Annotated in this window: 21 protein-coding genes; 6 read left to right on the forward strand and 15 right to left on the reverse strand. The window is 64.8% G+C overall.

The features are described from left to right. Positions 1 to 211: 211 nt before the first annotated feature. From pcaG to pcaF, 3 genes are all read right to left on the reverse strand, one after another. A complete protein-coding gene (gene pcaG, locus K408_RS0104855; RefSeq protein WP_028145799.1) occupies positions 212 to 814 on the reverse strand; it encodes a protocatechuate 3,4-dioxygenase subunit alpha in 603 nt (200 codons plus the stop codon). Beyond that, on the reverse strand, positions 815 to 1516 hold the full coding sequence (gene pcaH, locus K408_RS0104860) for a protocatechuate 3,4-dioxygenase subunit beta (protein WP_024336941.1): 702 nt from the start codon (positions 1514 to 1516) through the stop codon (positions 815 to 817). A gap of 229 nt (positions 1517 to 1745) precedes the next feature. After that, positions 1746 to 2954 carry a 3-oxoadipyl-CoA thiolase gene (pcaF, locus tag K408_RS0104865; RefSeq protein WP_024336940.1) on the reverse strand — a complete coding sequence of 403 codons (1209 nt, stop codon included), beginning with the start codon at positions 2952 to 2954 and terminating at the stop codon, positions 1746 to 1748. Positions 2955 to 3169: 215 nt separating this feature from the next. Between pcaF and mutS the strand changes: the two genes are divergently transcribed. Beyond that, complete coding sequence (gene mutS / locus K408_RS0104870; protein WP_024336939.1) at positions 3170 to 5908, forward strand: DNA mismatch repair protein MutS; 2739 nt, start codon at positions 3170 to 3172, stop codon at positions 5906 to 5908. A gap of 86 nt (positions 5909 to 5994) precedes the next feature. Here mutS and K408_RS0104875 read toward each other — a convergent pair whose 3' ends face one another. The 6 genes from K408_RS0104875 to K408_RS0104900 form a co-directional block, all read right to left on the reverse strand. Beyond that, positions 5995 to 7671: a methyl-accepting chemotaxis protein gene (locus K408_RS0104875; RefSeq protein ID WP_024336938.1), complete on the reverse strand. Its 1677-nt coding sequence runs from the start codon at positions 7669 to 7671 to the stop codon at positions 5995 to 5997. Between the two features lie 186 nt (positions 7672 to 7857). Next, the gene (locus tag K408_RS0104880; RefSeq protein WP_028145800.1) at positions 7858 to 8637 is read right to left on the reverse strand and encodes a hypothetical protein; all 780 of its coding nucleotides are present in this window, start codon (positions 8635 to 8637) and stop codon (positions 7858 to 7860) included. A 187-nt stretch (positions 8638 to 8824) separates the two neighbouring features. Continuing rightward, positions 8825 to 9334 (reverse strand): OsmC family protein, encoded by a 510-nt coding sequence (locus K408_RS0104885; RefSeq protein WP_024336937.1) that lies wholly within the window; start codon positions 9332 to 9334, stop codon positions 8825 to 8827. Between the two features lie 54 nt (positions 9335 to 9388). After that, positions 9389 to 10174 carry an ABC transporter ATP-binding protein gene (locus K408_RS0104890; protein WP_024336936.1) on the reverse strand — a complete coding sequence of 262 codons (786 nt, stop codon included), beginning with the start codon at positions 10172 to 10174 and terminating at the stop codon, positions 9389 to 9391. A gap of 4 nt (positions 10175 to 10178) precedes the next feature. Further along, positions 10179 to 11024, reverse strand: coding sequence for an ABC transporter permease (locus K408_RS0104895; protein WP_024336935.1), 846 nt, complete (start codon positions 11022 to 11024; stop codon positions 10179 to 10181). A gap of 241 nt (positions 11025 to 11265) precedes the next feature. Next, positions 11266 to 12237 (reverse strand): aliphatic sulfonate ABC transporter substrate-binding protein, encoded by a 972-nt coding sequence (locus tag K408_RS0104900; RefSeq protein WP_024336934.1) that lies wholly within the window; start codon positions 12235 to 12237, stop codon positions 11266 to 11268. 188 nt (positions 12238 to 12425) lie between these two features. Between K408_RS0104900 and K408_RS0104905 the strand changes: the two genes are divergently transcribed. Continuing rightward, entirely contained in the window at positions 12426 to 15215 is a 2790-nt protein-coding gene (locus tag K408_RS0104905) for a [protein-PII] uridylyltransferase (RefSeq protein ID WP_024336933.1), read from the forward strand. Between the two features lie 121 nt (positions 15216 to 15336). Here K408_RS0104905 and K408_RS0104910 read toward each other — a convergent pair whose 3' ends face one another. Then, entirely contained in the window at positions 15337 to 15867 is a 531-nt protein-coding gene (locus K408_RS0104910) for a methylated-DNA--[protein]-cysteine S-methyltransferase (protein ID WP_024336932.1), read from the reverse strand. A gap of 98 nt (positions 15868 to 15965) precedes the next feature. On the opposite strand from K408_RS0104910, the gene K408_RS0104915 reads away from it, so the two are divergent. Both K408_RS0104915 and K408_RS0104920 read left to right on the forward strand, forming a co-directional pair. Then, positions 15966 to 16322, forward strand: a complete 357-nt coding sequence (locus tag K408_RS0104915; protein ID WP_024336931.1) for a DUF1304 domain-containing protein — start codon at positions 15966 to 15968, stop codon at positions 16320 to 16322. 134 nt (positions 16323 to 16456) lie between these two features. Then, positions 16457 to 17680: an ABC transporter substrate-binding protein gene (locus K408_RS0104920; protein WP_024336930.1), complete on the forward strand. Its 1224-nt coding sequence runs from the start codon at positions 16457 to 16459 to the stop codon at positions 17678 to 17680. A gap of 95 nt (positions 17681 to 17775) precedes the next feature. On the opposite strand, the gene K408_RS0104925 is transcribed toward K408_RS0104920, so the two are convergent. Beyond that, complete coding sequence (locus tag K408_RS0104925; RefSeq protein WP_024336929.1) at positions 17776 to 18201, reverse strand: DUF1330 domain-containing protein; 426 nt, start codon at positions 18199 to 18201, stop codon at positions 17776 to 17778. Positions 18202 to 18385: 184 nt separating this feature from the next. Here K408_RS0104925 and K408_RS0104930 point away from each other — a divergent pair, with 184 nt between their 5' ends. After that, entirely contained in the window at positions 18386 to 20602 is a 2217-nt protein-coding gene (locus tag K408_RS0104930) for a transglycosylase domain-containing protein (RefSeq protein ID WP_024336928.1), read from the forward strand. Positions 20603 to 20770: 168 nt separating this feature from the next. Here the strand turns inward: K408_RS0104930 and K408_RS0104935 are convergent, their stop codons facing one another. The 4 genes from K408_RS0104935 to K408_RS0104950 all read right to left on the reverse strand — a co-directional run bounded on the left by K408_RS0104935 (position 20771) and on the right by K408_RS0104950 (position 24938). Continuing rightward, positions 20771 to 21610, reverse strand: coding sequence for a M48 family metallopeptidase (locus K408_RS0104935; RefSeq protein ID WP_024336927.1), 840 nt, complete (start codon positions 21608 to 21610; stop codon positions 20771 to 20773). Positions 21611 to 21827: 217 nt separating this feature from the next. Continuing rightward, on the reverse strand, positions 21828 to 23156 hold the full coding sequence (locus tag K408_RS0104940; protein ID WP_024336926.1) for a polyhydroxyalkanoate depolymerase: 1329 nt from the start codon (positions 23154 to 23156) through the stop codon (positions 21828 to 21830). 121 nt (positions 23157 to 23277) lie between these two features. Beyond that, on the reverse strand, positions 23278 to 24096 hold the full coding sequence (locus K408_RS0104945) for an ABC transporter permease (RefSeq protein WP_024336925.1): 819 nt from the start codon (positions 24094 to 24096) through the stop codon (positions 23278 to 23280). A 38-nt stretch (positions 24097 to 24134) separates the two neighbouring features. Next, positions 24135 to 24938, reverse strand: coding sequence for an ABC transporter ATP-binding protein (locus K408_RS0104950; RefSeq protein WP_024336924.1), 804 nt, complete (start codon positions 24936 to 24938; stop codon positions 24135 to 24137). Between the two features lie 107 nt (positions 24939 to 25045). On the opposite strand from K408_RS0104950, the gene K408_RS0104955 reads away from it, so the two are divergent. Then, a complete protein-coding gene (locus tag K408_RS0104955) occupies positions 25046 to 26368 on the forward strand; it encodes an ActS/PrrB/RegB family redox-sensitive histidine kinase (RefSeq protein ID WP_024336923.1) in 1323 nt (440 codons plus the stop codon). The last annotated feature ends 41 nt before the right edge of the window (positions 26369 to 26409 follow it).

The raw sequence follows: 26409 nt of genomic DNA on the forward strand, positions 1-26409 counted from the left end.
GGAGCCTAGATCAACATCGTAAATACGGGATTGCCCTTTCGAAAGGACGTCGACGAAAAGCTCCGCAAAACTACGGGCAGCAAAGCACTGAACGATCGCTGTTTGGTCAGCAAGGCTGACACACAGGCGAGAGCACAGATGGGATGCCTGCCACGCGCACTGCGCTGGAAGCGCGCGTGCCCGCCGACTCGCGTCAGCGGCACGCGACGAGTTACACGTCGAAGAACACCGTCTCGTTCTCGCCCTGAAGGTGCAGGTCGAGCCGGTAGACCGGCTTGCCGGCTTCGCGTACGGCAGTGAGCGTGGCCCGGCGGTCAGTCGGCACCAGCGCCAGCACGGGATCGGCAGCGTTGCCGGCCTCGTCGCTGAAATAGATGCGGGTGTAGAGATGCCTGAGCATGCCGCGGCCGAACACCGCAAGCAGAATATGCGGCGCCTGCGGCTTGCCGTCGGGATCCGGCACAGCGCCCGGCTTGATGGTCTCGAACGCGTAGTTGCCATCCTTGTCGGTGCCGCAGCGGGCAAAGCCGCGGAAGCTCGCATTCGGCAGCGCACGCTTGTCCTGGGGATCGGCGAAGCGACCCTGCGCATCCGGCTGCCAGATCTCCAGCATGCAATCCGGCACGGCGACGCCGTCGCCGTCGAACACACGGCCCTCGATGCGGATGCGGTCGCCTGAGACGTCCGGGGTCAGCGTTGAATTAGTGAACGCGTCGTTCCACGCGTATTCGCCGTTGGGCGTCAGGCCGTACTTGAAGAACGGACCGACCGTCTGCGATGGGGTGATCCCGTCGGGCTTCACAGACTCGTGCACTTAGTGATTCTCCATGGGGGTGGCGTTCTTGCCGCGCAGCACGACGTCAAAGCGGTAGCACAGCGCCCATTCGGGCTTGGTGTTCTCGAGATCGAACGAAGAGACCATCCGCGCCCGCGCCTTCTCATCCGGGACCGAATTGAAGATCGGGTCGAAGGGGAACAAGGGATCGTTCGGGAAATACATCTGCGTCACGAGCCGCGTGACGAAGGAATAGCCGAACACCGAGAGATGGATGTGTGCGGGCCGCCAGGCGTTGTGGTGATTGCCCCAGGGATAGGCGCCGGGCTTGATGGTGACGAAGCGGTAGTAGCCGGAAGCATCGCTCACGGTACGGCCCGCCCCGGTGAAGTTCGGATCGAGCGGCGCCGGATGCTGGTCACGGACATGGACATAGCGGCCGCAGGAATTGGCCTGCCAGATCTCGACCAAGGAGTGCGGCACGCCGCGGCCATCCTCGTCGCGGACATGGCCATGGACGATGATGCGCTCACCCAGCGGCTCGCCCGCGTGCTGGCGGGTGAGGTCGTTGTCGCCGTCGCGCACGGTCTCGTGGCCGTAGACCGGGCCGGTCAGCTCCGAGAGCGTGTGGCGCATCGGGATCAGGGGCTTGTTCGGCGCGCGCTTGATCGAGCTCTTGTAATCGGGCGACAGCGGCAGCGGATGCGCCTTGTTGCTGTCCGTGGGGTAGATGAAGGTCATGGCGAACTCCTCCCCGGCCATTGTAATCCGGCCGGTCAGCGCTTTCGCCGATCATTATAGGATATAACTAATTGGGGGAAGCGGGTTTCGAGCGCGTCGGTTCCCTGCTTCCGTCATGGCCGGGCTTGTCCGGCCATATCCACGATGTTCCCGGGGCGCCGAGAACGTGCATGCCCGGGACAAGCCCGGGCATGACGTCAGATGGACGGGGCGGACGCTTCGCGCCCGGTCAGTTCAGCTTCTCGATCGCGACCGCGACGCCCTGGCCCACGCCGACGCACATGGTGGCGAGCGCCAGCTTGCCGCCACGCTTTTCCATGCCGTGAACCGCCGTGAGGGCGAGCCGCGCGCCGCTCATGCCGAGCGGATGGCCGAGCGCGATGGCGCCGCCATGCGGATTGACGAAATCGGCATCGTCCTTGACGCCGAGCTGGCGCAGGCATGCGATACCCTGCGAGGCGAAGGCTTCGTTAAGCTCGATCAGGTCGAAATCGCTGATCTTCTTGCCGAGGCGCTCCATCAGCTTGCGGGTGGCCGGCACGGGGCCGATGCCCATGATGCGCGGCGGCACGCCGGCCGAGGCAAGGCCAAGAATGCGCGCGCGCGGCGTCAGGCCGTGCTTCTTCACCGCAGCTTCGGACGCGAGGATCATCGCGGCGGCGCCGTCATTGACGCCGGAGGCGTTGCCGGCGGTGACCGTGCCGGGATTGCGCACGATCGGCTTCAGCTTGGCGAGGCCTTCCAGCGTGGTCTCGGGACGCGGATGCTCATCCTGGTCGATGGTGATGGGGCCGGCCTTGCCGCCGGGGATCGTGATCGGCGTGATCTCCTCGGCGAAATAGCCGGCCGTGATCGCCGCACCCGCGCGCTGCTGCGAGCGGATGGCGAAGGCATCCTGGTCGGCGCGGGAAACCTGGAATTCCTCGGCGACGTTCTCCCCGGTCTCCGGCATCGCGTCGACGCCGTATTGCGCCTTCAGCAGCGGATTGATGAAGCGCCAGCCGATGGTGGTGTCGAAGATCTCAGCCGAACGCGAGAAAGCTTCCTGCGCCTTGCCCATCACGAAGGGAGCGCGGGTCATCGACTCGACGCCGCCCGCGATCGCGAGCTCGATCTCGCCGGAGCGGATCGCGCGCCCCGCAGCGCCGACGGCATCGAGGCCGGAGGCGCAGAGCCGGTTCAGGGTCTGGCCGGGAACTGAATCCGGCAGACCTGCGAGCAGGAGCGCCATGCGCGCGACGTTGCGGTTGTCCTCGCCGGCCTGGTTGGCGCAGCCGAAGAACACCTCGTCCACCTGCGCCCAGTCGAGGTTGGGGTGCTTGGCCATCAGCGCCTTGATCGGGGCTGCGGCGAGATCGTCGGCCCGCACCTTGGCGAGCGAGCCGCCGAAGCGGCCGATCGGGGTCCGGACGGCATCGCAGATAAAGACGTCACGCATCGTTGTTCTCCCTGAATGCCGCGGTTCGGCCAAATTCTTCAATGTCGGCGGAGTTTTAGGAGGGTGCCCGCGGCAGGTCAATTGACTGATGCCCGCATGTTCCGGGGGACGCGCACACAGGCCGCGCATACCGCGATGCGGACAACGTGGAAAACCTCCCCTTGCCGGCCAAAGCGATAGGAGCAGGTGGCGAAATTTTGTAGGTTGCGCCGCTCATGACGATACAGCAGCCCATCTCCGCCCAAGAGGCCGAATCCGCGCCCGCGCCGCAGGCCGAAGCAGCCGCGCGCGTCACGCCGATGATGGAACAGTACCTGGAGATCAAGGCGGCGCATCAGGGCCTCCTCTTGTTTTACCGGATGGGCGACTTCTACGAGCTGTTCTTCGAGGACGCCGAGATCGCCTCGAAGACGCTCGGCATCGTATTGACCAAGCGCGGCAAGCATCAGGGCGCCGACATTCCGATGTGCGGCGTGCCGGTCGAGCGCTCCGAGGATTATCTGCACCGCCTGATCTCGGCCGGTCACCGCGTCGCCGTCTGCGAGCAGACCGAGGATCCGGCCGCGGCGAAAGCGCGCGGCAACAAGAGCGTCGTGCGCCGCGGCGTGGTGCGGCTGGTCACGCCGGGCACGCTGACCGAGGACACGCTGCTCGACGCGCGCGCCAACAATTATCTGCTGGCGATCGCGCGCGCCCGTTCCTCGGCCGGCGGCGACCGCTTTGGCCTCGCCTGGATCGACATATCGACCGCCGAATTCATGGTCACCGAATGCTCCAGCGGCGAGCTTGCGGCGACGCTGGCGCGCATCAACCCGAACGAGGCGATCGTCACCGACGCGCTCTACAACGACAACGAGCTCGGCCAGACGTTGCGCGAGCTGCCGGCGGTGACGCCGTTGACCCGCGACGTCTTCGACGGTGCGACGGCCGAGAAGCGGCTGTGCGACTACTTCGCCGTCGCAACCATGGACGGGCTCTCCCAGCTCACGCGCCTGGAAGCCACCGCCGCGGCCGCCGCCGTCACCTACGTCGATCGTACCCAGGTCGGCAAGCATCCGCCGCTGTCGCCGCCCGCGCGCGAAGCCTCGGGCGCGACCATGGCGATCGACCCGGCCACCCGCGCCAATCTCGAGCTGACGCGGACCCTCGCCGGCGAGCGCCGTGGTTCGCTGCTCGACGCGATCGACTGCACGGTGACCTCGGCCGGCTCGCGCCTGCTGGCTCAGCGCCTGGCGGCCCCGCTGACGGATGCGCCGGCGATCGCGCGGAGGCTCGACGCGGTCAGGGCCTTCGTGGCCGATTCCGCCGCGCGCGAGGACATTCGCAGCATCCTGCGCGGCGCACCCGACATTGCGCGCGCGCTGGCCCGGCTCTCGGTCGGCCGCGGCGGACCGCGCGACCTCGCCGGCATTCGCGACGGCATCATCGCTGCGGACCAGGTCCTGGCCCGGCTCTCCGAACTGGATCGACCGCCGCAGGAGATCGCAGCGGTGATGGCGGCGCTGCAGAGGCCGTCGCGCGCTCTCGCATCCGAATTCGCCGGCGCACTCGACGAGCAGCTGCCGCTGATCAAGCGCGACGGCGGCTTCGTGCGCCAGGGCTACGAACCGGCACTGGATGAGGCGCGCAACCTGCGCGACGCCTCGCGCCTGGTGGTGGCCTCGATGCAGGCGCGCTACGCCGACGACACCGGCGTGAAGGGCCTCAAGATCCGCCACAACAACGTGCTCGGCTATTTCGTCGAGGTCACCGCCCAGCATGGCGACAAGCTGATGTCGGCGCCGCTGAACGCCACCTTCATCCACCGCCAGACCCTGGCGGGACAGGTGCGCTTCACCACCTCCGAGCTCGGCGAGATCGAGGCCAAGATCGCCAATGCCGGCGACCGCGCGCTCGGGCTCGAGCTCGAGATCTTCGAGCGGCTCTGCGCCAGGGCGCTCGCGATCAGCGACGATCTGCGCGCGGCGGCGCAAGGGTTTGCGCTGCTCGACGTCGCGACCTCGCTGGCCAAGCTGGCAGTCGACGAGAACTATGTGCGGCCCGAGGTCGATGGCTCGCTCAGCTTCGCCATCGAAGCCGGCCGTCATCCGGTGGTGGAGCAGGCCCTGAAGCGCAACGGCGAGCCGTTCATTGCGAATGCCTGCGATCTGTCGCCTGCGCCAGCGCAGAAGTCCGGTCAGCTCTGGCTGCTGACCGGTCCGAACATGGCGGGTAAGTCGACCTTCCTGCGCCAGAATGCGCTGATTGCCTTGATGGCTCAGATCGGCAGCTTCGTGCCGGCCACCCGCGCGCGGATCGGCATCGTCGATCGCCTGTTCTCGCGCGTCGGCGCCGCCGACGATCTCGCCCGCGGCCGTTCGACCTTCATGGTGGAGATGGTCGAGACCGCGGCCATCCTCAACCAGGCCGGCGAGCGCTCGCTCGTGATCCTCGACGAGATCGGCCGCGGCACCGCTACCTTCGACGGCCTTTCGATCGCGTGGGCCGCAATCGAGCATCTGCACGAGAGCAATCGCTGCCGCACATTGTTCGCCACGCATTATCACGAGCTAACCGCGCTGGCGGCCAAGCTGCCGCGGATGTTCAACGCCACCGTGCGCGTCAAGGAATGGCAGGGGAACGTCGTGTTCCTGCACGAGGTGCTGCCGGGCTCGGCCGACCGCTCCTACGGCATCCAGGTCGCCAAGCTCGCCGGCCTGCCGCCGGCGGTGATCACGCGCGCCAAATCGGTGCTGTCCAAGCTGGAGGCACAGGATCGCGGCCAGACAGCGCGCGCGCTGATGGACGACCTGCCGCTGTTCGCAGTCCCCTCGCGCGCCGCCGCGGAGGCCGCGCCGCCGAGCGAAGCCGAGCAGCTCATGGAGGCGGTGAAGGCGCTTCACCCCGACGAGATGTCGCCGCGCGAGGCGCTCGATGCGCTCTATGCCCTGAAGGCCAAGCTGCCGAAGCCGTAATCGTGCTGAAGCCCGGATGAGGGCAACGACATCCGGGAGGTTTGTTCCCGCATGTCGCTTCGCTCATGCGGGCTACCTATGCAAGGTCAAGCCCGCGCCGCCATCGCCGCGGCTTCCGCGGCGGCGCGCTGCATGCTGGTCGACATCTCGTTCGTCACCGTGCTCTGTTCCTCGATCGCCGCGGCCGTCGACGTCACGTACTCGCTGACATTGTTGATCGCCTGCTTGATCGAACCAAGCGCGCTGACGACATCGCTGGAAATGCTGTTGAGGCTGCCAATCTCCTCGCCGATCTTGTCGGTGGCCTGCTTGGCCTGGTTGGCGAGGCTCTTCACCTCGGATGCGACCACTGCAAAGCCGCGGCCTGCTTCACCGGCGCGCGCGGACTCGATCGTGGCGTTGAGCGCGAGCAGGTTGATCTGCCCCGTGATGTTGTTGATCATCTCGACGATGCCGCTCATCGCCTGCGCGGCTTCGGTGAGACGCTGGGCCTGCGCATCGGCCGAAGACACCTGCTCGACCGCGCTCATCGCGGTTTCGCGCGATTTGGTCATCGCCTCGGAAATCTCCCGTACCGACGCATTGAGCTCCTCGGAGCCGGCAGCAACCGATTCCATCATGCCGCGGACGCGTTCGTTGCCCATGCGGACAAGGACCTGTTTGGTCACGTCGGTGGCGTATTTCACCACCTTGAACGGCTTGCCGTTGAGATCGAGGATCGGATTGTAGGAGGCCTGGATGTAGACCTCCTTGCCGCCCTTGCCGATGCGCTTGTATTCGGCCGCCTGGTACTCGCCGCGATTGAGTGCGGCCCAGAACTCGCGATAGCGGGAACCGTCGCGCTCTGAGGCCTCGACGAACATGCTGTGATGCTTGCCCTTGATCTCGGCCAGCGAATAGCCGAGCGCGCCGAGGAAATTGGCGTTGGCGGTGATGATCGTGCCGTCCATGTTGAATTCGATGACGGCCTGGGCCTTGTCGATCGCCGCGATCTGACCGGCGAGATCGGCGTTCTTCAGCTTCTGCGCGGAGACATCGGTCGCGAACTTCACGACCTTGAAGGGCTTGCCCTTCTCGTCGAAGACCGGATTGTATGAGGCCTGGATCCAGACTTCCCTGCCGCCCTTGCCGATACGCTTGTATTCGGCAGCCTGGTATTCACCGCGGTTGAGCGCGGCCCAGAACTCGCGGTAGGCGGCACCGTCGCGCTCTTTGGGCTCGACGAACATGCTGTGGTGCTTGCCCTTGATCTCGTCGAGCGAATAGCCGAGCGCGCCGAGGAAGTTGGCGTTGGCGGTGATGATCGTGCCGTCCATGTTGAACTCGATGACCGCCTGCGAACGGCTCGCAGCTGCCACCTGCGCGCCAAAGTCGAGGTTCCGGAGGCGGATCGAGGCATCGGACCATTCCACCACGATTCCGGCGCGGCTGCCGTCCTCGTTCTTCACGGGCGTTGCGACGAGATCGAACTTCCGTTCACCGATCTGGATCATCGCACGATGCACCGTGCTGAGGCTCGCGAGCATCCGGCGCTGATGTTGGGGGTTCTTGTGGAACACGTCGATGTTGGTGCCGACGAGCGTGTTCACATTGAAATGCGGCAGCTCCTTCTTGAGATCTGTCTCCGCCTCGCGGAGCAAATCCGTGACGGCATTGTTCATGTAGACGATGTTGAGGTCGTTATCCGCGACCATCACATTGGCACTCACCACCTTGGTCGCCATCAACGTCAATGCGTCGGAATTCGACTTGCGCTTGAACATAGTATCTCCGTATCAACCCGGTTGTGCAAAGGCGCTCCGTAGACTTACGGACCGCAAACGGACGTACTGAACGCTGGACGGGAATTGCCAAGGTCAATGTAAGCAACAAGTTCGAATAAACTTCTAACATCCTCATCGGATATCAGCAGCGCGGGCCTCGCCGAGTGAGTCGGTCGCACGCAACGATCAGCGACTCCTCGCCCACAGCGTCAAATTCCAGATGACGCAGGTCGCGAGCGCGAGGCACAACCCGACGGCGGAGCCGAACCATACGACTGCAACGTGCAGCACAGCGATGGCCATGCCGAATCCGAGCAGGCCCCAGGCGGAGTTGGCAAACACGGCGGCGGTCGGCCGTCCGCCGATGCGCGGATGCAGGATCACCATGATACTGGAGAACACCACTGGATACAGTGCGATGATGCCGCTGATGCGGGGACCAACCCAGCTCGATGTCGAGACCACGATGGCAACGAGAGTTGCGACCAGCGCAGCGCGCATCGGCACATCGTACCAACGGCGCGTCACCAGCGGCATCTTCACATGACGATAGCCCGCGAGCAGCGGTATGCAGACGCCGAACGCGATCAGATTGGCCGCAAGCCCCGCGGCGAGGGACCAGTCGAATTGGCGGATGATCGATGCAAGCACGATCCAGACCGCGACTGCGCATCCACAACTGACGAGAAGGCCATGTCGCTGCGCCAGCACGACATAGGTGAGTGCGAGAACGATCGTCGCGGCATTGACCGGCAGGCTCGCCAGCGCACTCTGCGCGATGAAGGCCGCGTCGTGATCGAGCGCGAGGAAAACGTAGGAGGGACCGGCCGAAACCGGCAGGGTCGCGACCAGCGCGCCGATCACAGGACCGAAGCGCTCGGCGACGACCGACGCCGTCACCACGAAAGCCGCCGCAACCGCCATGCGCAGGAGAAGAAAGAGAAGGAAGTGGAGGTCGAGGGACATTCTGTCTGTCATTCCGGGACGCTCGAAGCGCGCGCCCGGAATCCATAACCACAGGCCGTCGTGGTTCGAGAGCTGGGAGCAACGACCGTCCCGAAATCGCGACGGCCTGCGCTCATGGCGTCCCGGGCTCGCGCCAAGAGGCATGCCCCCGGGACGACACCAATTGCTGGGATGATGACTTGCGCCCTTACATCCGCTGCATCGACACCGACACCTTCGGGCCGTTCTTGATGGTCTGATAGACCACGCAATAGCGCTCGGTGAGCTTGAGCAGGAGATCGAGCTTGTCCTGCGGCGCGTCTGTGTCGACCTCGAAGCGCAAACGGATCTCGGCAAAGCCGACCGGCGCTTCCTTGTCGATGCCGAGCGTGCCGCGGAAGTCGAGATCGCCCTCGGCATAGACGTTGCCAGTCTTGAGCGGCACCTCGATCGCCGTCGCAACCGATTTCAACGTGACGCCAGCACAGGCAACCAGGGCTTCAAGCAGCATGTCGCCGGAGCAGAGCTCGAGGCCGGAGCCGCCGGTGCCCGGATGCAGGCCGGCCATCGCGATGGCGCGCCCTGTCTCGATCTTGCAGGCGATGCCTTCGCTGGCGGTGGAGCCCTTGGCCTTCAGCGTGATCAACGCAGCCTTGGGATCGGTCTTGTAGCGCTCCTTGATCGGGGCTTGCATCTGGCGCAGTTGCACAGCGTCCATCTTGTTCTCTCCCGGGACATGATACCTCCGATGTACCGGCTCGCAGCAAGATTGTCACCACCACATGGCCCGCCCGGGACCCTCTGTTGCGTCGCGGTCGGGCACGCTGCGGTCGAGCGATCGGTCGAGTGAGGTCAGCACGCTGCGCTTGAAATTCTCGAACAGGGGCGAGTTGCGGTCGCGGGGCCGGCCGAGATTGATCCCGATCTGGTCGAACAGCCTGCCCGGTCGCGGTCGCATTACCAGCACGCGGTCGGCCAGCACCACGGCCTCGTCGACGTCGTGAGTGACGAGGATCAAGGTCGGCCGCGTGTCGGCCCAGAGGTCGAGCAGATGATCCTGGAGATCCCTGCGGGTGAAAGCGTCGAGCGCGGAGAACGGCTCGTCGAGCAGCAGCACCTCCGGCTGCGGCACCAGCGCCCGCGCAATCGCAACCCGCTGCGCCTGCCCGCCGGAGAGCTCGCGCGGCCAGGCCTGCGCCTTGTCGGCGAGCCCGACGCGCTCGAGCGCGCGCGCCACCTTCTCGCGGCGCTGGATCGCGGGCAAATCGGCGAGCCCAAAGCCGATGTTGTCGGCGACGCTGAGCCACGGCAGCAGCCGAGGCTCCTGGAAGATGATGCCTATCTTGGCGTGCGGCGAGGTGATGACCTCATCGTCGAGCGTCACCGAGCCTGAGCTGGCACGGTCGAGGCCGGCGATGGCGCGCAACAATGTGGATTTGCCGCAGCCGGAGCCGCCGATGATGGCGATAATCTCGCCTTGCCTGATCTCGGCCGAGAAGCGCGCCAGCGCCTCGACGCCGTTGGGATAGGTCTTGCTGACCCGGTCGAGCGCCAGCATTGCCTCAAGCTCCCGCCGCGCGCGAGAAGGCGTCCTGCCAGCGCAGGAAGGGCGCGGACCCGATCTCGATCAGCCAGTCCGTGAGCTTGCCGAGGACGGCGAAGATCACGATGGCGGCGAGGATCTGCGATGGTTTGCCGAGCTGCTGGCCATCGAGCAGGAGATAGCCGAGGCCTTCGGCGGCGCCGATCAGCTCGGCCGCGACCACGAACATCCAGCCGAGCCCAAGTCCGACGCGCAAGGACACGACATAGGCGGGCAGCACCGCAGGCAACAGGATGCGGCGGATCATGGCGAACCCGGACAGGCGAAAGGTGCGACCGACCTCGACGATCTTGCGATCGACCGACAGGATCGCGCCCATCACGCCCAGGTAGACCGGAAAGAACACACCGACCGCGATCAGTGCGTTCTTCGAGGTCTCCAAGATACCGAGCCAGAGAATGAACAACGGCACCCAGGCGAGCGAGGGAATCGCACGCAGTGCCTGCACGGTCGGATCGAGCAGCCGGCGCGCCAGCGACCAATAGCCGGAGATGGCGCCGAGCAGCGTGCCCGCAACCACGCCGAACAGGAAGCCGAGGCCGACGCGCCAGAGCGTCGCCGTGATGTGGCGGACCAGCTCCCCAGAGTGGGCGAGCTCGGCGATTTCGACCAGGACGCGCGAGGGCGGCGGCACCAGCCGGCCGTTGGACCAGCCAAACCAGACCACGAGCTCCCAGCCAAGCGCCAGCGAGGCCGGCAGCAGCACACCCAGCATGGGCCGCCCAAAGCGCGACAGCGCCGATGTTGCGGCGGCACGCTCGGCTGTATCAGAGGATTGTCGAAGAACTGGCGCGTCGGAGATCATGGCCATTAGCAAGCGTGTCTGGTGAAGGAATGCAAGGGCGCGCGACATTCTCCGCCGTCGCCCCGGACAAGCGAAGCGCAGATCGAGGCCCATAACCCCAGGACGATGTGGTTACGGGGACCCGGAGTGACGTCTTCCGCGCCAAACGACTCCCCTTGATTACGGGTCCCGGGTCTGCGCTCACGCTTGCCCGGGACGACAGCGGAGACTGCTGCGCTTGTCCGCCTCTTCTCTGCCGACCTCAATTCGTCGGCAGCGGGACCTGGTCGTCGATCAGGGCGTCCAGCGTCGCCTTGACGTTGACCTTGGGATCGACGACGCCGGCTTGCTGGAGTGCGAGACCGGCGGCGAGGATCGACTCGCGCTGGGGGGCGCCAATGCGGCTGTGGGTGAGCTCGGTGCGGTCCTTCAACTGCTTGTCGACGACCGCCTCGGGGAGTTTCGTGACGGCGATGAAGGTCCTCTTCAGCTCGTCGTAGTTCGCCAGCGAGTACTTCCGCGCTTCCTCGTAAATCGAGAGGACGCGGCGGACGGCCTCGGGATGATCCTTCAAGAACTGCTCGCGCACATTGAGGATGCCCCAGGTGTTGGCCTCAGCCTTGCGGTGGAACAGCCTTGCGCCCTCCTCGACCTCCGCTTGCGCCATCATGGGATCGAGACCGGCCCAAGCGTCGACGTCGCCGCGGATCAGCGCGGTCTTGCCATCGGCATGCTGAAGGAGCACGGGTGTGATGTCTTTCTCCGTCAGGCCGGCGCCGAGCAGCGCACGCACCAGAAAGATGTGCGGATCGGTGCCGCGCGTCACCGCGACGCGCTTGCCCTTGAGATCGGCAACAGCAGCGATCCTGGAGTCCTTGCCCGTCACCAGCGCGGTCCATTCGGGGCGTGAATAGACATAGATCGACTTGATCGGATTGCCGTTGATGCGGGCGACAAGCGCCGCCGAGCCCGCGGTCGAGCCGAAATCGATCGAGCCGGCGTTGAGGAATTCGAGCGCCTTGTTGGACCCGGCCGACTGAACCCAGGTGACCTTGATGCCGTCCTTGGCGAACTCTTTCTCCAGAAGACCCTTTTGCTTCAGGACCATCGATACCGGATTGTAGGTCGCCCAATCGATGCGGATCTCCTTGAGCGGATCCGCCGCCCGTGCCGCGGGAGTCACGGCGAGCGCCACCGCGCCTGCCAACAGAATGCGTCGTGTAATCCTGGTCACGCTCAGCCTCCTCCAAAAACTTCATTGTCTTTCAATGAGTTATATCTAGAGGTCAATGAGAAATCTGTCCCTCCAAAGTACCCGAGCTGAGGACAGACTTGCCCGAAGCCGCGCCTTTCCAGCATGGAACGACTATTGCCAGAGATTGGCGGGTGACAGCGCCTTTCACCTCTTATATCCGGAGAGACATGGACAGCATCGCGACTGAGCAGAAGGCCGGGGCGGACGATCGCTTCGATACCGCGCGGATCACCGCCGCGGTCGATGCGCTTGCCGAAAAGCATCAGGGACGCGAGGACGCGTTCCGCACGGCGATGGCGCAACTGCTCAAGGCGGAGCTGATCGCCGCGCGCGCCGCCGCACAGGCGATCCTCCTGAAGGACCGCCACGGCCGCCGCTGCGCCGAGCGGCTGTGCCACGTGCAGGACGAGATCATCCGTATCCTGTACTCTGCCGCGACGCGCCATCTGTACCGCTCGCCGATCCCGAGCGGCGCCGAGCGCATGGCGGTGGTGGCGACCGGCGGCTACGGCCGCGGCCTGATGGCGCCGGAATCGGACATCGATCTGCTCTTCATCCTGCCCTACAAGCAGACCGCCTGGGGCGAGCAGGTCGCCGAAGCGATTCTCTATTGTCTCTGGGACATGGGGCTGAAGGTCGGACACGCCACGCGCTCGGTCGATGAATCGATCCGGCAGGCGCGCGGCGACATGACGATCCGCACCGCGATCCTGGAGACGCGCTTCCTCACCGGCGACAAGCCGCTCTATGACGAGCTGGTCGAGCGTTTCGACAAGGAGGTCGTGCAGGGCACCGCGTCTGAATTCGTCACCGCAAAGCTCGCCGAGCGCGAAGAGCGGCACCGCCGCGGCGGCCAGTCACGCTATCTGGTCGAGCCCAATGTCAAGGACGGCAAGGGGGGTTTGCGCGACCTGCACACGCTGTTCTGGATCGCCAAGTACGTCTACCGCGTCCGCGATACGAACGAGCTGGTCGTGCGCGGCGTGTTCGATGCGCAGGAATATCGCTCCTTCCGTCGCTGCGCGGATTTCCTCTGGTCGGTGCGCTGCAATCTGCATTTCCATTGCAACCGCGCCGAAGAGCGCCTCTCCTTCGACCTCCAGCGCGAGATCGCGGTGCGCCTCGGCTACACCTCGCATCCCGGGATGCAGGACGTCGAGCGCTTCATGAAGCACTACTTCCTGGTGGCCAAGGAGGTCGGCAACCTCACCGCCATCCTCTGCGCCAAGCTCGAGGACCAGCAGGCCAAGCCTGCGCCGGTGCTGAGCCGGATGATGGCGCGGCTGCGCCCCAGCACCGTGAAGCGGCGCGTCCCCGACAGCGACGACTTCATCGTCGACAACAACCGCATCAACGTCGCCGCGCCCGACATCTTCAAGCACGATCCGGTCAATCTGATCCGCATCTTCCGCTTGGCGCAAAAGAACAACCTCGCCTTCCACCCGGATGCCATGCGCGACGTGACGCGCTCGCTCGGCCTGATCAACGCCCAGCTTCGCGAGAATCCCGAGGCCAACCGGCTGTTCATGGAGATCCTGACCTCCGACAACGCGGAGATCGTGCTGCGGCGGATGAACGAGACCGGCGTGCTCGGCCACTTCATCCGCGCCTTCGGCAAGATCGTCTCGATGATGCAATTCAACATGTATCATCACTACACCGTCGACGAGCACCTGATCCGCTGCATCGGCTTCCTGCAGGACATCGAGCGCGGCGGCATCGAGGAGTTCGCGCTCGCCAGCGACCTCTTCCGCAAGATCCGGCCGGAGCACCGCGCCGTGATCTACATCGCGACCTTGCTGCACGACGTCGCCAAGGGCAGGCCCGAGGATCACTCGATCGCTGGCGCCAAGGTGGCCCGCCGGCTGTGCCCGCGGCTCGGCTTCAGTCCGGCCGACACCGAGCTCGTGGCCTGGCTGATCGAGGAGCATCTGACGATGTCCACGGTCGCGCAGTCGCGCGATCTTTCGGACCGCAAGACCATCGAGAATTTCGCCGCCGTGGTGCAGTCGGTCGAGCAGATGAAGCTCCTGACCATCCTGACCACGGCCGACATCCGGGGTGTCGGTCCAGGCGTGTGGAACGGCTGGAAGGCGCAGCTTCTGCGCTCGCTCTATTATGAAACCGAGCCGGTGCTCACGGGCGGCTTCTCGGAAGTCGATCGCGGCAAGCGCCTCACGGCCGCCTATGCCGAATTCCGCAACGCCTTTGCCGAATGGCCGGCGGAAGAGCTCGATGCCTATATCGGACGGCACTATCCGGCCTATTGGCTCAAGGTCGAGCTGCCGCGCAAGATCCGCCACGCCCGCTTCGTCCGCTCCAGCGAGCAGGCCGGCCACAAGCTCGCGATCAATGTCGGCTTCGACGAGGTGCGCGGCGTCACCGAGCTGACGATCTTCGCCGCCGACCATCCCTGGCTGCTGTCGATCATCGCCGGCGCCTGTGCCTCGGCCGGCGCCAACATCGTGGACGCCCAGATCTACACCACGACCGACGGCCGCGCGCTCGACACGATCTCGATCTCCCGGGAATACGATCGCGACGAGGACGAGGGAAGGCGCGCCACGCGCATCGGCGAGATGATCGAGGACGTGCTGGAGGGCAAGTTGCGCCTGCCCGAAGCCGTCGCGCGGCGCACCGTGCGCAGCAAGGCGAGGCCGTTCGTGATCGAGCCGGAAGTGACCATCAACAACCAATGGTCCGACCGCTACACCGTGGTCGAGGTCTCCGGCCTCGACCGGCCCGGCCTGCTCTACGAGCTGACCACGGCGATCTCCAAGCTAAACCTCAATATTGCGTCGGCCCATGTCGCGACCTTCGGCGAGCGCGCGCGCGACGTGTTCTACGTCACCGACCTCCTGGGCGCGCAGATCAACGCGCCGACGCGGCAGGCCGCGATCAAGAGCGCGCTGACTCATGTGATGGCTAGCGACAAAGCGGTTCAGCCGGCGGCGTGAGGCCTCTCGTCATTCCGGGGCGCCGCGATAGCGGCGAACCCGGTATCCATTGAGCGAACGGTTACGCGGATAGATGATCCGGGCTCGCGCCTCGCGCGCCCCGGAAGACGATGGGGGAGACCTAAACCTCCACCCCCTCATGCCGCAACAGCCAGCGCTTGCGCTCCAGTCCGCCGCCGTACTTCACCAGCGAACCGTTCGCACCGATCAGGCGATGGCAGGGCAGCACCACGCTGATCGGATTTGAGCCGTTGGCATGACCAACGGCGCGGATCGCCCTGGGCATGGCGATCTTTGCCGCGAGCGCGCCATAGCTCATGGTGGTGCCGGCAGGAATCTGCGCGAGCGCAGTCCAGACCTTCTGCTGGAACGGCGTGCCGGCGATGCGCCACGCAATGCCTGCGATCTGACCGAGATCGCCGTCGAAATAGCGCTCCAGCGCAATCCGCATCGCCGTCGGCGCAGGCTGCTCGCGCAGATCCACCGTGCCGTAATGGAGGCGCAACAGTTCACGCATGCGCTGCTCGTAGTCTTCCCAGTCGAGCGCACGCAACGCGCCTTCGGCATCGGTGACGAGCAGCGCGGTACCGATCGGCGTCGTCACGCGATCGAGGTCGAAGCGGTCGGGCAAGTTGGTTGAACGAGCGGGCATCGCGGCACCAGGCATCGAAACACACCCGTCGCACTTGCCATGCCGGCCGTGCTAACGTCCACCCGAAAGCTGACGCTTCGGGGGAGGTCAACTTGAACCTGATCGCCAATGTCCTGGTGGCGCTGGTCGCAGCACTGCACGTCTTCTTCCTGATCCTGGAGATGTTTCTCTGGGACAGGCCGCAGGGCCTCAAGGTGTTTCGCAACACGCCGGAGAAGGCCGAGATCACGAAGGTGCTGGCCGCCAATCAGGGCCTCTATAACGGCTTCCTCGCCGCCGGCCTGATCTGGGGGCTTGCGCACGGCAACCCGACCTTCGCATTCCAGATCAAGGTCTTCTTCCTGCTTTGCGTGATCGTGGCCGGTGCTTATGGCGCCGCGACCGTCAGCACGCGGATTCTGATCGTGCAGGCGCTGCCCGCGGCCGTCGCTCTGGTCGCATTGTTTCTCGCCTGAGACGCTACGGCGCAGCGCCGCCATCCTTGCGTAGCGGCAAACCTTCCTCCACAATCTTCGGCAGCGATGGCGACCGTTGCAATCAACGGAGAAAGACCGTCGGCCGATAATTCCGTCAGGAGGAACGACCCAACATGAACAATCGCAGAGCCTTCATAGCTGCCGCAGCGGCGCTCGCCGTCGCGGTCTCCACCAGCCAGGCCCTCGCCCAGAAGAAATACGACACCGGCGCAACCGACACGGAGATCAAGATCGGCCAGACTGTGCCGTTCTCCGGCGCCTATTCGGTCTATGCCAACATCGGCAAGACCCAGGCCGCCTACTTCAAGATGATCAACGATCAGGGCGGCATCAACGGCCGCAAGATCAACCTGATCCAATATGACGACGCCTATTCGCCGCCGAAGACGGTCGAGCAGGTCCGCAAGCTGGTCGAAGGCGACGAGGTCCTGTTCACTTTCCAGCTGATCGGAACTGCCGCGAACGCCGCCGTGCAGAAATACCTCAACGGCAAGAAGATCCCGCAGCTCCTCGCCTCGACGGGTGCCGCGCGCTTCAACGACCCGCAGAACTACCCCTGGACCATGGCCTATAATCCCAATTACGTGTCCGAGGGACGGATCTACGCCAAGTACATTCTCGCCAATCACCCCAACGCCAAGATCGGCGTGCTCTACCAGAACGACGACATGGGCCGCGACTATCTCGCCGGCCTCAAGAGCGGCCTTGGCGACAAGGCCAACATGATCGTCGGCGAGGTGTCCTATGAGGTGACCGATCCGACCGTCGACTCCCAGGTGGTCAAGCTGAAGTCGATGGGCGTCGACCTGTTCTATGACGCCTCAACGCCCAAGTTCGCGGCGCAGGCCATCAAGAAGCTCGCCGACCTCGGCTGGACCCCGGTGCATATCCTCGACATCAACGCGAGCCCGGTGTCGGCGACGCTGAAGCCCGCCGGCCTCGACATCTCCAAAGGCATCATCTCGACGAACTACGGCAAGGACCCGGGCGATCCCCAGTGGAAGGACGATCCAGGTGTGAAGGCCTTCTTCGCCTTCATGGACAAGTACTTCCCCGAAGGAGACAAGCTCAACACCATCAACACCTACGCCTATTCGGTGGCGGAACTGCTGGTGCAGGTGCTCAAGCAATGCGGCGACGACCTGACGCGCGAGAACGTCATGAAGCAGGCCGCCAACATCAAGGGCTTCACGCCGAGCCTTGCGCTGCCGGGTATCAAGATCAACACCGGCCCCAACGACTACCGCGTCAACAAGCAGATGCAGATGATGAAGTTCAACGGCGAACGCTGGGAGCTGTTCGGACCGATCATCGAGGACTCGGGGCCGTCGGGCTAGGCTTCGCGATCATTCCGGGATGGCGCGCAAGCGCCAGACCCGGAACCTTGCGATTCCGGGGTCGATGCCTTCGCGTCGCCCCGGAATGACGTTGTCTACTTCGGTATCTCCCCAAAGTTCTTCCCTACCGGCAGCACAGCGTGCCTGATCAGCCGGGAATCCTCCACCGCGGCCTGGCGATGCTTCACCGCCTCGCGGTAGACGGGGTCACGGATCATCTCGACGAAGGCAGCGACGCTCGGATATTCGGCGATGAAGCAATGGTCCCAGCGTTCCTCCTGCGGGCCGATCAGCATCAGCTCGAATTTTCCCTGCCAGACGATTCGCCCGCCGAGGCGTTCGAACACCGGGCCGCTCTCGCGGCCATAGGCCGCATAGGCTTCCGCGCCGCTGGCCTTGCGGCCATCGGGGTAGGCCGCTTCTTTCCGCAAGCGCACAAGATTGAGCATGTGGATCGGGCCCGGGCGATCGTCCTCCCGGAATTGCGCGAAGATCTCCTTGGTCGGGTCGATGTGGCCCATTTGTGCTCCCTTCGTGAGGTTCCAAGTCTGCTTTGTGCCGGCGATCCTAGCGCTGCGGCGCTTCAAGCGGAACTGCGGCGGGTGAATGCCGCACCTCCTAATTGCGCGTTAAGGTCCGGGGTAACCGGGCCTTAAACAGCGACCGCTAGCGTGCGGCGGGGCGAGCTGACCGGGCGTATTGCGTATGGCGTGGGGAAAGAAGAAGGGTGCGCGGAAGGAGCCGCTGTTCGGCTTGCCCGCCGCGCTCGCCGATCTGCGCCTCACTCCGGCCGACCGCATTCCCGGCGGTGACGACAAGCCGAAGAAATCTTCCAAGACATCCGCCAAGCGCAAGAGCGACGATGCCGGCAACGAGCCGCCGCGCGAGCGCAAGGCACCCGCCGGTCGCAGCGGCGCCAAGCGCCGCACGAAGTCGCGTGGAGGCTTCGGCCTCGGCCGTCTGGTCTATTGGGGCGCGGTGCTGAGCCTGTGGGGCGTCATCGCAGTGATCGGCGTCGTGATCTATGTCGGCGCCCATCTGCCGCCGATCCAGTCGCTGGAAATCCCCAAGCGCCCGCCGACGATCCAGATCGTCGGGATGGACGGCAGCATCCTGGCGCAGCGGGGCGAGATGGCCGGTGCCAATGTCGCGCTGAAGGATTTGCCGCCGTACCTGCCGAAGGCGTTCATCGCCATCGAGGACCGCCGCTTCTACTCGCATTTCGGCATCGATCCCGTCGGCATCCTGCGCGCGCTGGTCACCAACGTGCTCCATCGCGGCGTCTCACAAGGCGGCTCGACGCTGACGCAGCAGCTCGCCAAGAATCTGTTCCTGACCCAGGAACGCACCATGCGGCGCAAGCTGCAGGAGGTGGAGCTCGCGATCTGGCTGGAGCGCAAGCATTCCAAGAACGAGATTCTGGAGCTCTATCTCAACCGCGTCTATTTCGGCTCCGGCGCCTACGGCGTCGAAGCGGCCGCGCAGAAATATTTCGGCAAGTCGGCCAAGAACGTCACCATTGCCGAGGCCGCGATGCTGGCCGGCCTCGTCAAGTCGCCGTCCCGCCTTGCGCCGAACCGCAACCCGGAAGGTGCCGAAGCGCGGGCGCAGATCGTGCTCGCTGCGATGGCGGATGCGCAGTTCATCACCGACGCGCAGGCGAAGGCCTCGATCGGCCACCCCTCCTACAACGTGAAGCCCGTCGGCGCCGGCACGGTGAACTACGTCGCGGACTGGATCGGCGAGGTGCTGGACGATCTGGTCGGCCAGATCGACGAGAGCATCAAGGTCGAGACCACGATTGATCCGAAGCTGCAGAGCGTTGCGGAAGCCGCGATCATCGACGAGCTCGCGGCCAAGAGCGTGAAGTTCAATGTCAGCCAGGGCGCACTGGTGGCGATGACGCCCGATGGCGCAGTGCGCGCCATGGTGGGCGGACGAAACTATTCAGACAGCCAGTACAACCGCGCGGTCACCGCCAAGCGGCAGCCCGGCTCCTCGTTCAAGCCGTTCGTCTATCTGACCGCGCTCGAACAGGGGCTGACGCCCGACACCGTCCGCCAGGACGCTCCCATCGAGGTCAAGGGCTGGAAACCCGAGAACTACACCCACGAATATTTCGGAGCGGTGACGCTGACGCAGGCGCTGGCGATGTCGCTCAACACCGTCGCGATCCGTCTCGGGCTCGAGGTCGGGCCGAAGAATGTGGTGCGCACCGCGCACCGGCTCGGCATCTCCTCCAAGCTCGAGCCGAACGCCTCGATCGCGCTCGGAACGTCCGAAGTCTCCATGGTCGAGCTGGTCGGCGCCTACGCGCCGTTCGCCAATGGCGGCCTCGCGGTGGCGCCGCATGTCGTGACGAGGATCAGGACGCTCAGCGGCAAGCTGCTCTACATGCGCCAGCCGGAGGAGCGCAACCAGGTCATCGACACCCGCCATGTCGGCATGATGAACGCGATGATGCGGGAGACGCTGATATCAGGCACCGCCAAGAAGGCCGAGATCCCCGGCTGGCCGGCGGCCGGCAAGACCGGCACCAGTCAGGATTATCGCGACGCCTGGTTCATCGGCTACACTGCAAATCTCGTCACGGGCGTCTGGCTCGGCAACGACGACAACTCGCCGACCAAGAAAGCGACCGGCGGCGGCCTGCCGGTCGAAGTCTGGTCGCGCTTCATGAAGGCGGCGCATGAGGGCGTGCCCGTGGCGGCATTGCCGAGCGTGCCCGGTGGCTGGGGCCTGTCGAACCTCGCGCACGCGGCCTCGCAGGTGTCGCCGCCGACGCCGGCCGCGCCCGGACCAGCTCCGTCCAGCAACGGCGGCTATCGTCCGCCGCCCCCGACGCGCGCGAATGTGCGGCCCGAACCGGCGGCAGGGCTCGACGGGTGGCTGATGGATCGGCTGTTCGGCGGAAACCGATAGCTCGCACTGAGGTTCTGGGTACCTCACGGCGGCGGGTGCGAAAAACAACCCCATGCACAGTAGGCAGCGCTAGCAAGATCAACAGCTTGCGCAGACCGCACTGCAGGTGAACCTCGCGCCGTCAGTCCGATGTCATTCGCGCCGCCAGATCTCGCCGTCGGCCTGGCCCTAATCCTCGACACCGTAGCGGTGCAGATCGTTCCCGTACGTGTCGAGCCACTTCTTGGCGCGCTCCATCGACGGGCAGATCTTGCCGCACACGCGCCAGAACCGTGCCGAGTGGTTCATCTCGACGAGATGGGCGACCTCGTGGGCGGCGAGATAGTCGAGCACGAAGGGCGGTGCGAGGATCAGACGCCAGGAGAACGACAGCGAGCCGGCAGAGGTACAGGAGCCCCAGCGGCTGGACTGGTCGCGGATCGAAAGCCGCTTGACGCGAACGCCGAGTTCGGCGGCGTAGGCTTCGGCCGAGCGCTGCAGGTCGCGGCGCGCCTCGCGCTTGAGGAAGTCGCTGACGCGGCGGTCGACATGCTCGAGGCCGCCGGCGACGCAGAGGATGCGTTCACCGCTGTCACGCGTCTCGGTCCATACCGTGCCGCGCTGGCCGGCGCGATGAACAATGCGATGCGGCGTGCCGCGCAGCGGTATCACCGTGCCCGGTTGAAATGGTGCTGCCTTCGGCAAGCGGCCGAGACGGGCCGCGATCCACGCGCCGTGCCGTTGCGCAAAGTCCTTTGCCTCGGCCAAGGTGCCGCGCGGGGGCATCGTGAGGATGGCCTCGCGGTCACTTGGATGAATCCGGAGCGTGTAACGGCGCGCGCGGCGGTGCCGGCGCAATCGGATGGCAAAGAATTGCGATCCGTGGGTGATGACGAGGGTCTTCGGTTCGTGGGGCCGACGATAAAGAAGTGCGCGGGTGGCCATGTCTGTCAGTCCGGGGGGCAGGAGAACGCCCGGATTCTGCCATAACCGCCGCCATGGAAAGCGCTCGGCGCAAAAACAAATCATTTGCCCAATATACAGCGGTCAGGCGTCCGGGAGACCCTACAGACTGGGGTTGGAACCGGCTTTTTTCGCCCTCGCTGGACGCATGCGGCACCCCCAAGGGGTGAGGGAAGACTCACTCCTATAAAGCTACCTAAATACCGCGAATCTAGGGGCAATCTTTCGCTGCCGGAGCCTCCGGCAGGGACCCAAATTTCGGCGGGAAAGCCGAAATTGCTGCTTATTCGGCCGCGAGGGCCTGCAACGAGCTCGGATTCGCCGCCGAAACCATGAAGTCATGGATGCGGGGCACGATCTCCGACTTGAAGCGCGAGCCGTTGAACACGCCGTAATGTCCGACGCCCTTCTGGACGTAATGAACGCGGCGATGATCGGGAATCGCGGTGCACAATGTGTGCGTCGCTTCGGTCTGACCGAGACCGGAAATGTCGTCGTTCTCGCCTTCGACCGTCATCAACGCGACGCGCTTGACCTTGGAAGGATCGACGAGGGTTCCGCGATGAGTCATCTCGCCCTTCGGCAACGAGTGCTTCACGAAAACTGTGTCCACGGTCTGCAGGTAATACTCGGCCGAGAGATCCATCACCGCGAGATATTCGTCGTAGAAGTCGCGATGCTTGTCGACGAGATCGCCGTCACCCTTCACCAGATTGGCAAACAGCTGCTTGTGGGCATCCATGTGCCGGTCGAGATTCATGCTGATGAAGCCGTTGAGCTGCAGGAATCCCGGATAGACATCGCGCATCATGCCCGGATGCGGGAACGGCACCTTGGTGATGACGTGATTTCGGAACCAGTCGATGCCGCGCTCCTGGGCGAGATTGTTCACCGCGGTCGGATTGCGGCGGGTGTCGATCGGGCCGCCCATCAGCGTCATCGAGGTCGGCACGAACGGATCGCGCCGCGCTTCCATGATCGAGACGGCCGCCACGACGGGCACGGAAGGCTGGCACACCGCCATCACATGGGTGTTGCCGCCGAGGACGTGCAGCATCTCGATCACGTAGTCGATGTAGTCGTCGAGATCGAAGCGGCCTTCGCTCAAGGGCACCATGCGGGCATCGGCCCAGTCGGTGATGTAGACCTCATGCGCCGGCAGGAAAGCTTCCACCGTGCCCCGCAGCAGCGTCGCATAATGGCCGGACATCGGCGCCACGATCAGCACGCGCGGCTGCGGGCTGCGTAACGGACGGGCGAACTTGCGATCGAAGTAGAGCAGCTTGCAGAACGGCTTCTCCCACACCGAGCGGATCTCGACGGGGACGCGGATGCCGTTGACCTCGGTATCGTTGAGGCCCCATTCAGGCTTTCCATAGCGGCGCGTGGTGCGCTCGAACAATTCGCAGGCCGCGGCAACTGACTTGCCGACCTCGGTGCGCGTCCAGGGATTGAGGGGATTCTGAAACAACAGCTTGGTCGCGTCGGTGACCGCACGTGCCGGATTGAGAGCGGCATGAGCCATCTCGTACATCCAGTACATCGGCGTCGTCAGGACCGGACTGCCTTCTGCAGCCAGGGGCGGCGCGCCGCCAAACTCACCAATGGGCATCGCTATATTCCTCTTCGCATCGCAACATACTGCCGAATGCGTAATATTGCGTCAATGCATGGTTCCGTACATCTACGTAGCCGAAGCAGCCAAATCTGCCTGAATCCACGATAAAGTGACGTTATTCGCCGCCCGCCAGCAGCGAGCCGTGCTCCCTGGCGCTGCGCAAAAGGGCAAGGAATGCCCAAAAAGATGCACCCAAAAGCACTACATTGATGGCCAACGCCTCCAGCATCAGATCGGTTCGGAAGGTGTGCTCGATGAGGAGCGCGCGCATTCCCTCGAAGGCATAGGTCGGCGGCAATGCCCAGGCGACGTATTGCAGCCAGGCCGGCAGCACGCTGACCGGATAGTAGACGCAGGCGAGCGGAAGAATCGCGAACATCAGGGTCCAGACGATGCTCTCGGCGCCGAGGCCGTTTCGCAGCACGAGACCCGAGACGAAGATACCGACCGACCAGCTCGTGAAGATCAGGTTGCAGAAGAACGCGATCAGCGGCAGGCCGAGGGCATAGACGTTGAAGTGAAACAGGAACAGCGCAAGCAGCGTCATCGGAATCACGCCGATCGCGAGCCGGATCAGGCTCATGGCCATCAGCGACAGGAGAAACTCGATCGGCTTCAGCGGACTCATCATGAGATTGCCGAGGTTGCGCGCCCACATCTCCTCCAGGAAGGAGATGGAGAAGCCGAGCTGGCCACGGAACAGGATGTCCCAGAGGATCACGGCGCCGATCAGCGTACCGCCTGCGCGCGCGAAGAAACTGGCATTCTCGGCGATGTAGAGCTGGAGAAAGCCCCAGGTGATGACCTGCAGCGCCGGCCAGTACAAGAGTTCGAGCAGCCGCGGCCAGGACGACAGCAAGAGATACCAATAGCGCAGGATCATCGCGCCGATGCGATGGACGGAGATGCCGCGGTGGAGGGAGGTGTCGGTCATGGCACGCTCCCGCAGCCCGGATGGAGATTTGCTCCCCCTCACCGCGCCGCCTCCTTCGCGCCGTTCACCCGGCCGCGAGCGACGTCCAGAAACACCTCCTCCAGCGTGGTGCGGTTGTAGCGGGCCATGATCGCCTCCGGCGTATCGTCGTCCTCGATGCGGCCGCGCTTCATGATGATGACGCGGTCGCAAAGCCGCTCGACTTCGAGCATGTTGTGCGAGGCGAGGAGGATGGTGGCGTCGTTGTCCCGGCGATACCGCTCCAGATGCGCGCGCACCCAGTCCGCGGTATCGGGGTCGAGCGAAGCGGTCGGCTCGTCCAGGAGCAGCAGCTCAGGCTGGTTGATCAGCGCCTTCGCCAGCGCAACGCGGGTCTTCTGCCCGGCGGAGAGCTTGCCGTTGGCGCGGTCGATGAAGTCGGTGAGGTCGAGATCCTCGGCAAGCTCGGCGATGCGATCGGACAGGTTCTTCACCGCATAGAGCTTGCCGAACACGGTGAGGTTCTGCCGCACGGTGAGCCGCATCGGCATGTCGACATAGGGGCTCTCGAAATTCATCCGCCCCAGCACGGACGCGCTGTCCTCGGGCATCCGATGCCCGAGCACCTGCACGCGGCCGGAGGTCGGCAGCACCAGGCCCATGATCATGGCGATCGTCGTGGTCTTGCCGGCGCCGTTGCCGCCCAGAAGGCCGGTGATGCTGCCGCGCGGAAGCGAGAAGGAGATGTCGTCGACGGCGCGGGTCTGCTTGTAGACCTTGACGAGGTGATCGACCGCGATGGCCGCAGGCGGGCTGCGATCCGCGACAGTCGGCAGGCTTGAAGCCTCGTCATTCTCCGTCATGCTTGCCGTTCTTCTGCTATTGCAGCGAAGAGCGCAAGGCTTGTAATCCTGGATGGTTCCGCGAGCCGCGCGTTTGTGATCGAGAAGGGACCGCCGCATTGGCAGCCATGACCGAAATTGCCGCTTCCGACTTCCGCCACGCGCAGCGGAATATCCGGCTGGACACGATCCTGCGGCTGCGCTGGCTGGCCGTGCTGGGGCAGCTCGCTGCGATCTTCATCGTGGCACAGGGGCTCGAGTTCAACGTCGAGATCGTTCCCTGCGTCAGCATCATCTTTCTGTCGGCAGCGCTCAACCTGGCGCTCCAGACCGCAGCCAATCCCATGCAGCGGCTGGAGCCGATGCAGGCGGCCGGGCTGCTCGCGCTGAACATCGTGGAGCTGGCCGGCCTGTTGTACTTTACCGGCGGATTGCAGAACCCGTTCTCCTTCCTGTTCCTCGCGCCCGTGCTGATCTCCGCCACCGCGCTGCCGGCCCGCTTTACGTTCGGCCTCGGCGTGCTCGCGGTTGCCTGTGCCTCGATCCTGTTCTTCTTCCATTTTTCACTGCCGTGGGATTCCGACGATCCGCTGGTGCTGCCGCCGATCTATCTCGTCGGCGTCTGGCTCTCGATCGTGCTCGCGATCGGCGTCACCAGCCTCTACTCGTTCCAGGTCACCGAAGAGGCGCGCAAGCTCGTGGACGCGCTGGCTGCCACCGAGCTGGTGCTGACGCGCGAGCAGCATCTGACCCAGCTCGACGGCCTTGCTGCCGCGGCCGCGCACGAGCTCGGCACGCCACTCGCGACGATCTTCCTGATCTCGCGCGAGCTGGAAAAGACGGTGAAGGACCCGAGCATCGCCGCCGATCTGAAGACGCTCCGCGAACAGACCCAGCGCTGCCGCGACATCTTGAGCAAGATCACCCAGCTCTCCTCCACCGGCGCGCCGTTCGATCGCATGAAGCTGTCGGAGCTGATCGAGGAGGTGGTGGCCCCGCACCGCGATTTCGGCGTCGAGATCAAGGTGCGGATCGCGGTGACCGCCGCGGCCGAGCCGGTCGGCTCGCGCAATCCCGCGATCCTCTACGGGATCGGCAACATCGTCGAGAACGCGGTCGATTTCGCCCGCACGACAGTCGAGGTGAACGCCTGGTGGAACAAGGATCATATCGAACTCGTGATCTCGGACGACGGCCCCGGCATTCCCCCTGATATTCTGAACCGGATCGGCGAGCCCTATCTGTCGCGGCGGCGCACCCAGGATGACGGCGGCAGCGTACGCCGCGGGCTCGGGCTCGGCGTCTTCATCGCGCGCACCCTGCTGGAGCGCACCGGCGCCAAGGTCTCGTTTACCAACCGGACGTTCCCGGACCACGGCGCGGTGGTCCAGATCACGTGGCCCAGGGAGCGTTTTGAGGCTATCGAGAGCCTCGAAGAAACAATAGGATAGGCGCGACCTTGCGTCGCATAACGGGCCAGATCGACGATTTG

It is taken from the genome of Bradyrhizobium sp. in8p8 (genome assembly GCF_000426845.1).
Lineage (GTDB): Bacteria > Pseudomonadota > Alphaproteobacteria > Rhizobiales > Xanthobacteraceae > Bradyrhizobium > Bradyrhizobium japonicum_C.

Excerpts from the sequence above, each read along its gene's own strand:
- K408_RS0104890 (WP_024336936.1), bottom strand. The coding sequence starts at position 10,174 with ATGCTGGCGCTCGACCGGGTCAGCAAGACCTATCCCAACGGCGTCGAG.
- K408_RS0104950 (WP_024336924.1), bottom strand. The coding sequence starts at position 24,938 with ATGACGGAGAATGACGAGGCTTCAAGCCTGCCGACTGTCGCGGATCGC.
- K408_RS0104940 (WP_024336926.1), bottom strand. The coding sequence starts at position 23,156 with ATGCCCATTGGTGAGTTTGGCGGCGCGCCGCCCCTGGCTGCAGAAGGC.
- K408_RS0104925 (WP_024336929.1), bottom strand. The coding sequence starts at position 18,201 with ATGGGCCACATCGACCCGACCAAGGAGATCTTCGCGCAATTCCGGGAG.
- K408_RS0104955 (WP_024336923.1), top strand. The coding sequence starts at position 25,046 with ATGACCGAAATTGCCGCTTCCGACTTCCGCCACGCGCAGCGGAATATC.
- K408_RS0104895 (WP_024336935.1), bottom strand. The coding sequence starts at position 11,024 with ATGATCTCCGACGCGCCAGTTCTTCGACAATCCTCTGATACAGCCGAG.
- K408_RS0104945 (WP_024336925.1), bottom strand. The coding sequence starts at position 24,096 with ATGACCGACACCTCCCTCCACCGCGGCATCTCCGTCCATCGCATCGGC.
- K408_RS0104910 (WP_024336932.1), bottom strand. The coding sequence starts at position 15,867 with ATGCCCGCTCGTTCAACCAACTTGCCCGACCGCTTCGACCTCGATCGC.
- pcaF (WP_024336940.1), bottom strand. The coding sequence starts at position 2,954 with ATGCGTGACGTCTTTATCTGCGATGCCGTCCGGACCCCGATCGGCCGC.
- K408_RS0104920 (WP_024336930.1), top strand. The coding sequence starts at position 16,457 with ATGAACAATCGCAGAGCCTTCATAGCTGCCGCAGCGGCGCTCGCCGTC.
- K408_RS0104930 (WP_024336928.1), top strand. The coding sequence starts at position 18,386 with ATGGCGTGGGGAAAGAAGAAGGGTGCGCGGAAGGAGCCGCTGTTCGGC.
- pcaH (WP_024336941.1), bottom strand. The coding sequence starts at position 1,516 with ATGACCTTCATCTACCCCACGGACAGCAACAAGGCGCATCCGCTGCCG.
- K408_RS0104935 (WP_024336927.1), bottom strand. The coding sequence starts at position 21,610 with ATGATTTGTTTTTGCGCCGAGCGCTTTCCATGGCGGCGGTTATGGCAG.
- mutS (WP_024336939.1), top strand. The coding sequence starts at position 3,170 with ATGACGATACAGCAGCCCATCTCCGCCCAAGAGGCCGAATCCGCGCCC.
- K408_RS0104905 (WP_024336933.1), top strand. The coding sequence starts at position 12,426 with ATGGACAGCATCGCGACTGAGCAGAAGGCCGGGGCGGACGATCGCTTC.
- K408_RS0104880 (WP_028145800.1), bottom strand. The coding sequence starts at position 8,637 with ATGTCCCTCGACCTCCACTTCCTTCTCTTTCTTCTCCTGCGCATGGCG.
- K408_RS0104875 (WP_024336938.1), bottom strand. The coding sequence starts at position 7,671 with ATGTTCAAGCGCAAGTCGAATTCCGACGCATTGACGTTGATGGCGACC.
- K408_RS0104885 (WP_024336937.1), bottom strand. The coding sequence starts at position 9,334 with ATGGACGCTGTGCAACTGCGCCAGATGCAAGCCCCGATCAAGGAGCGC.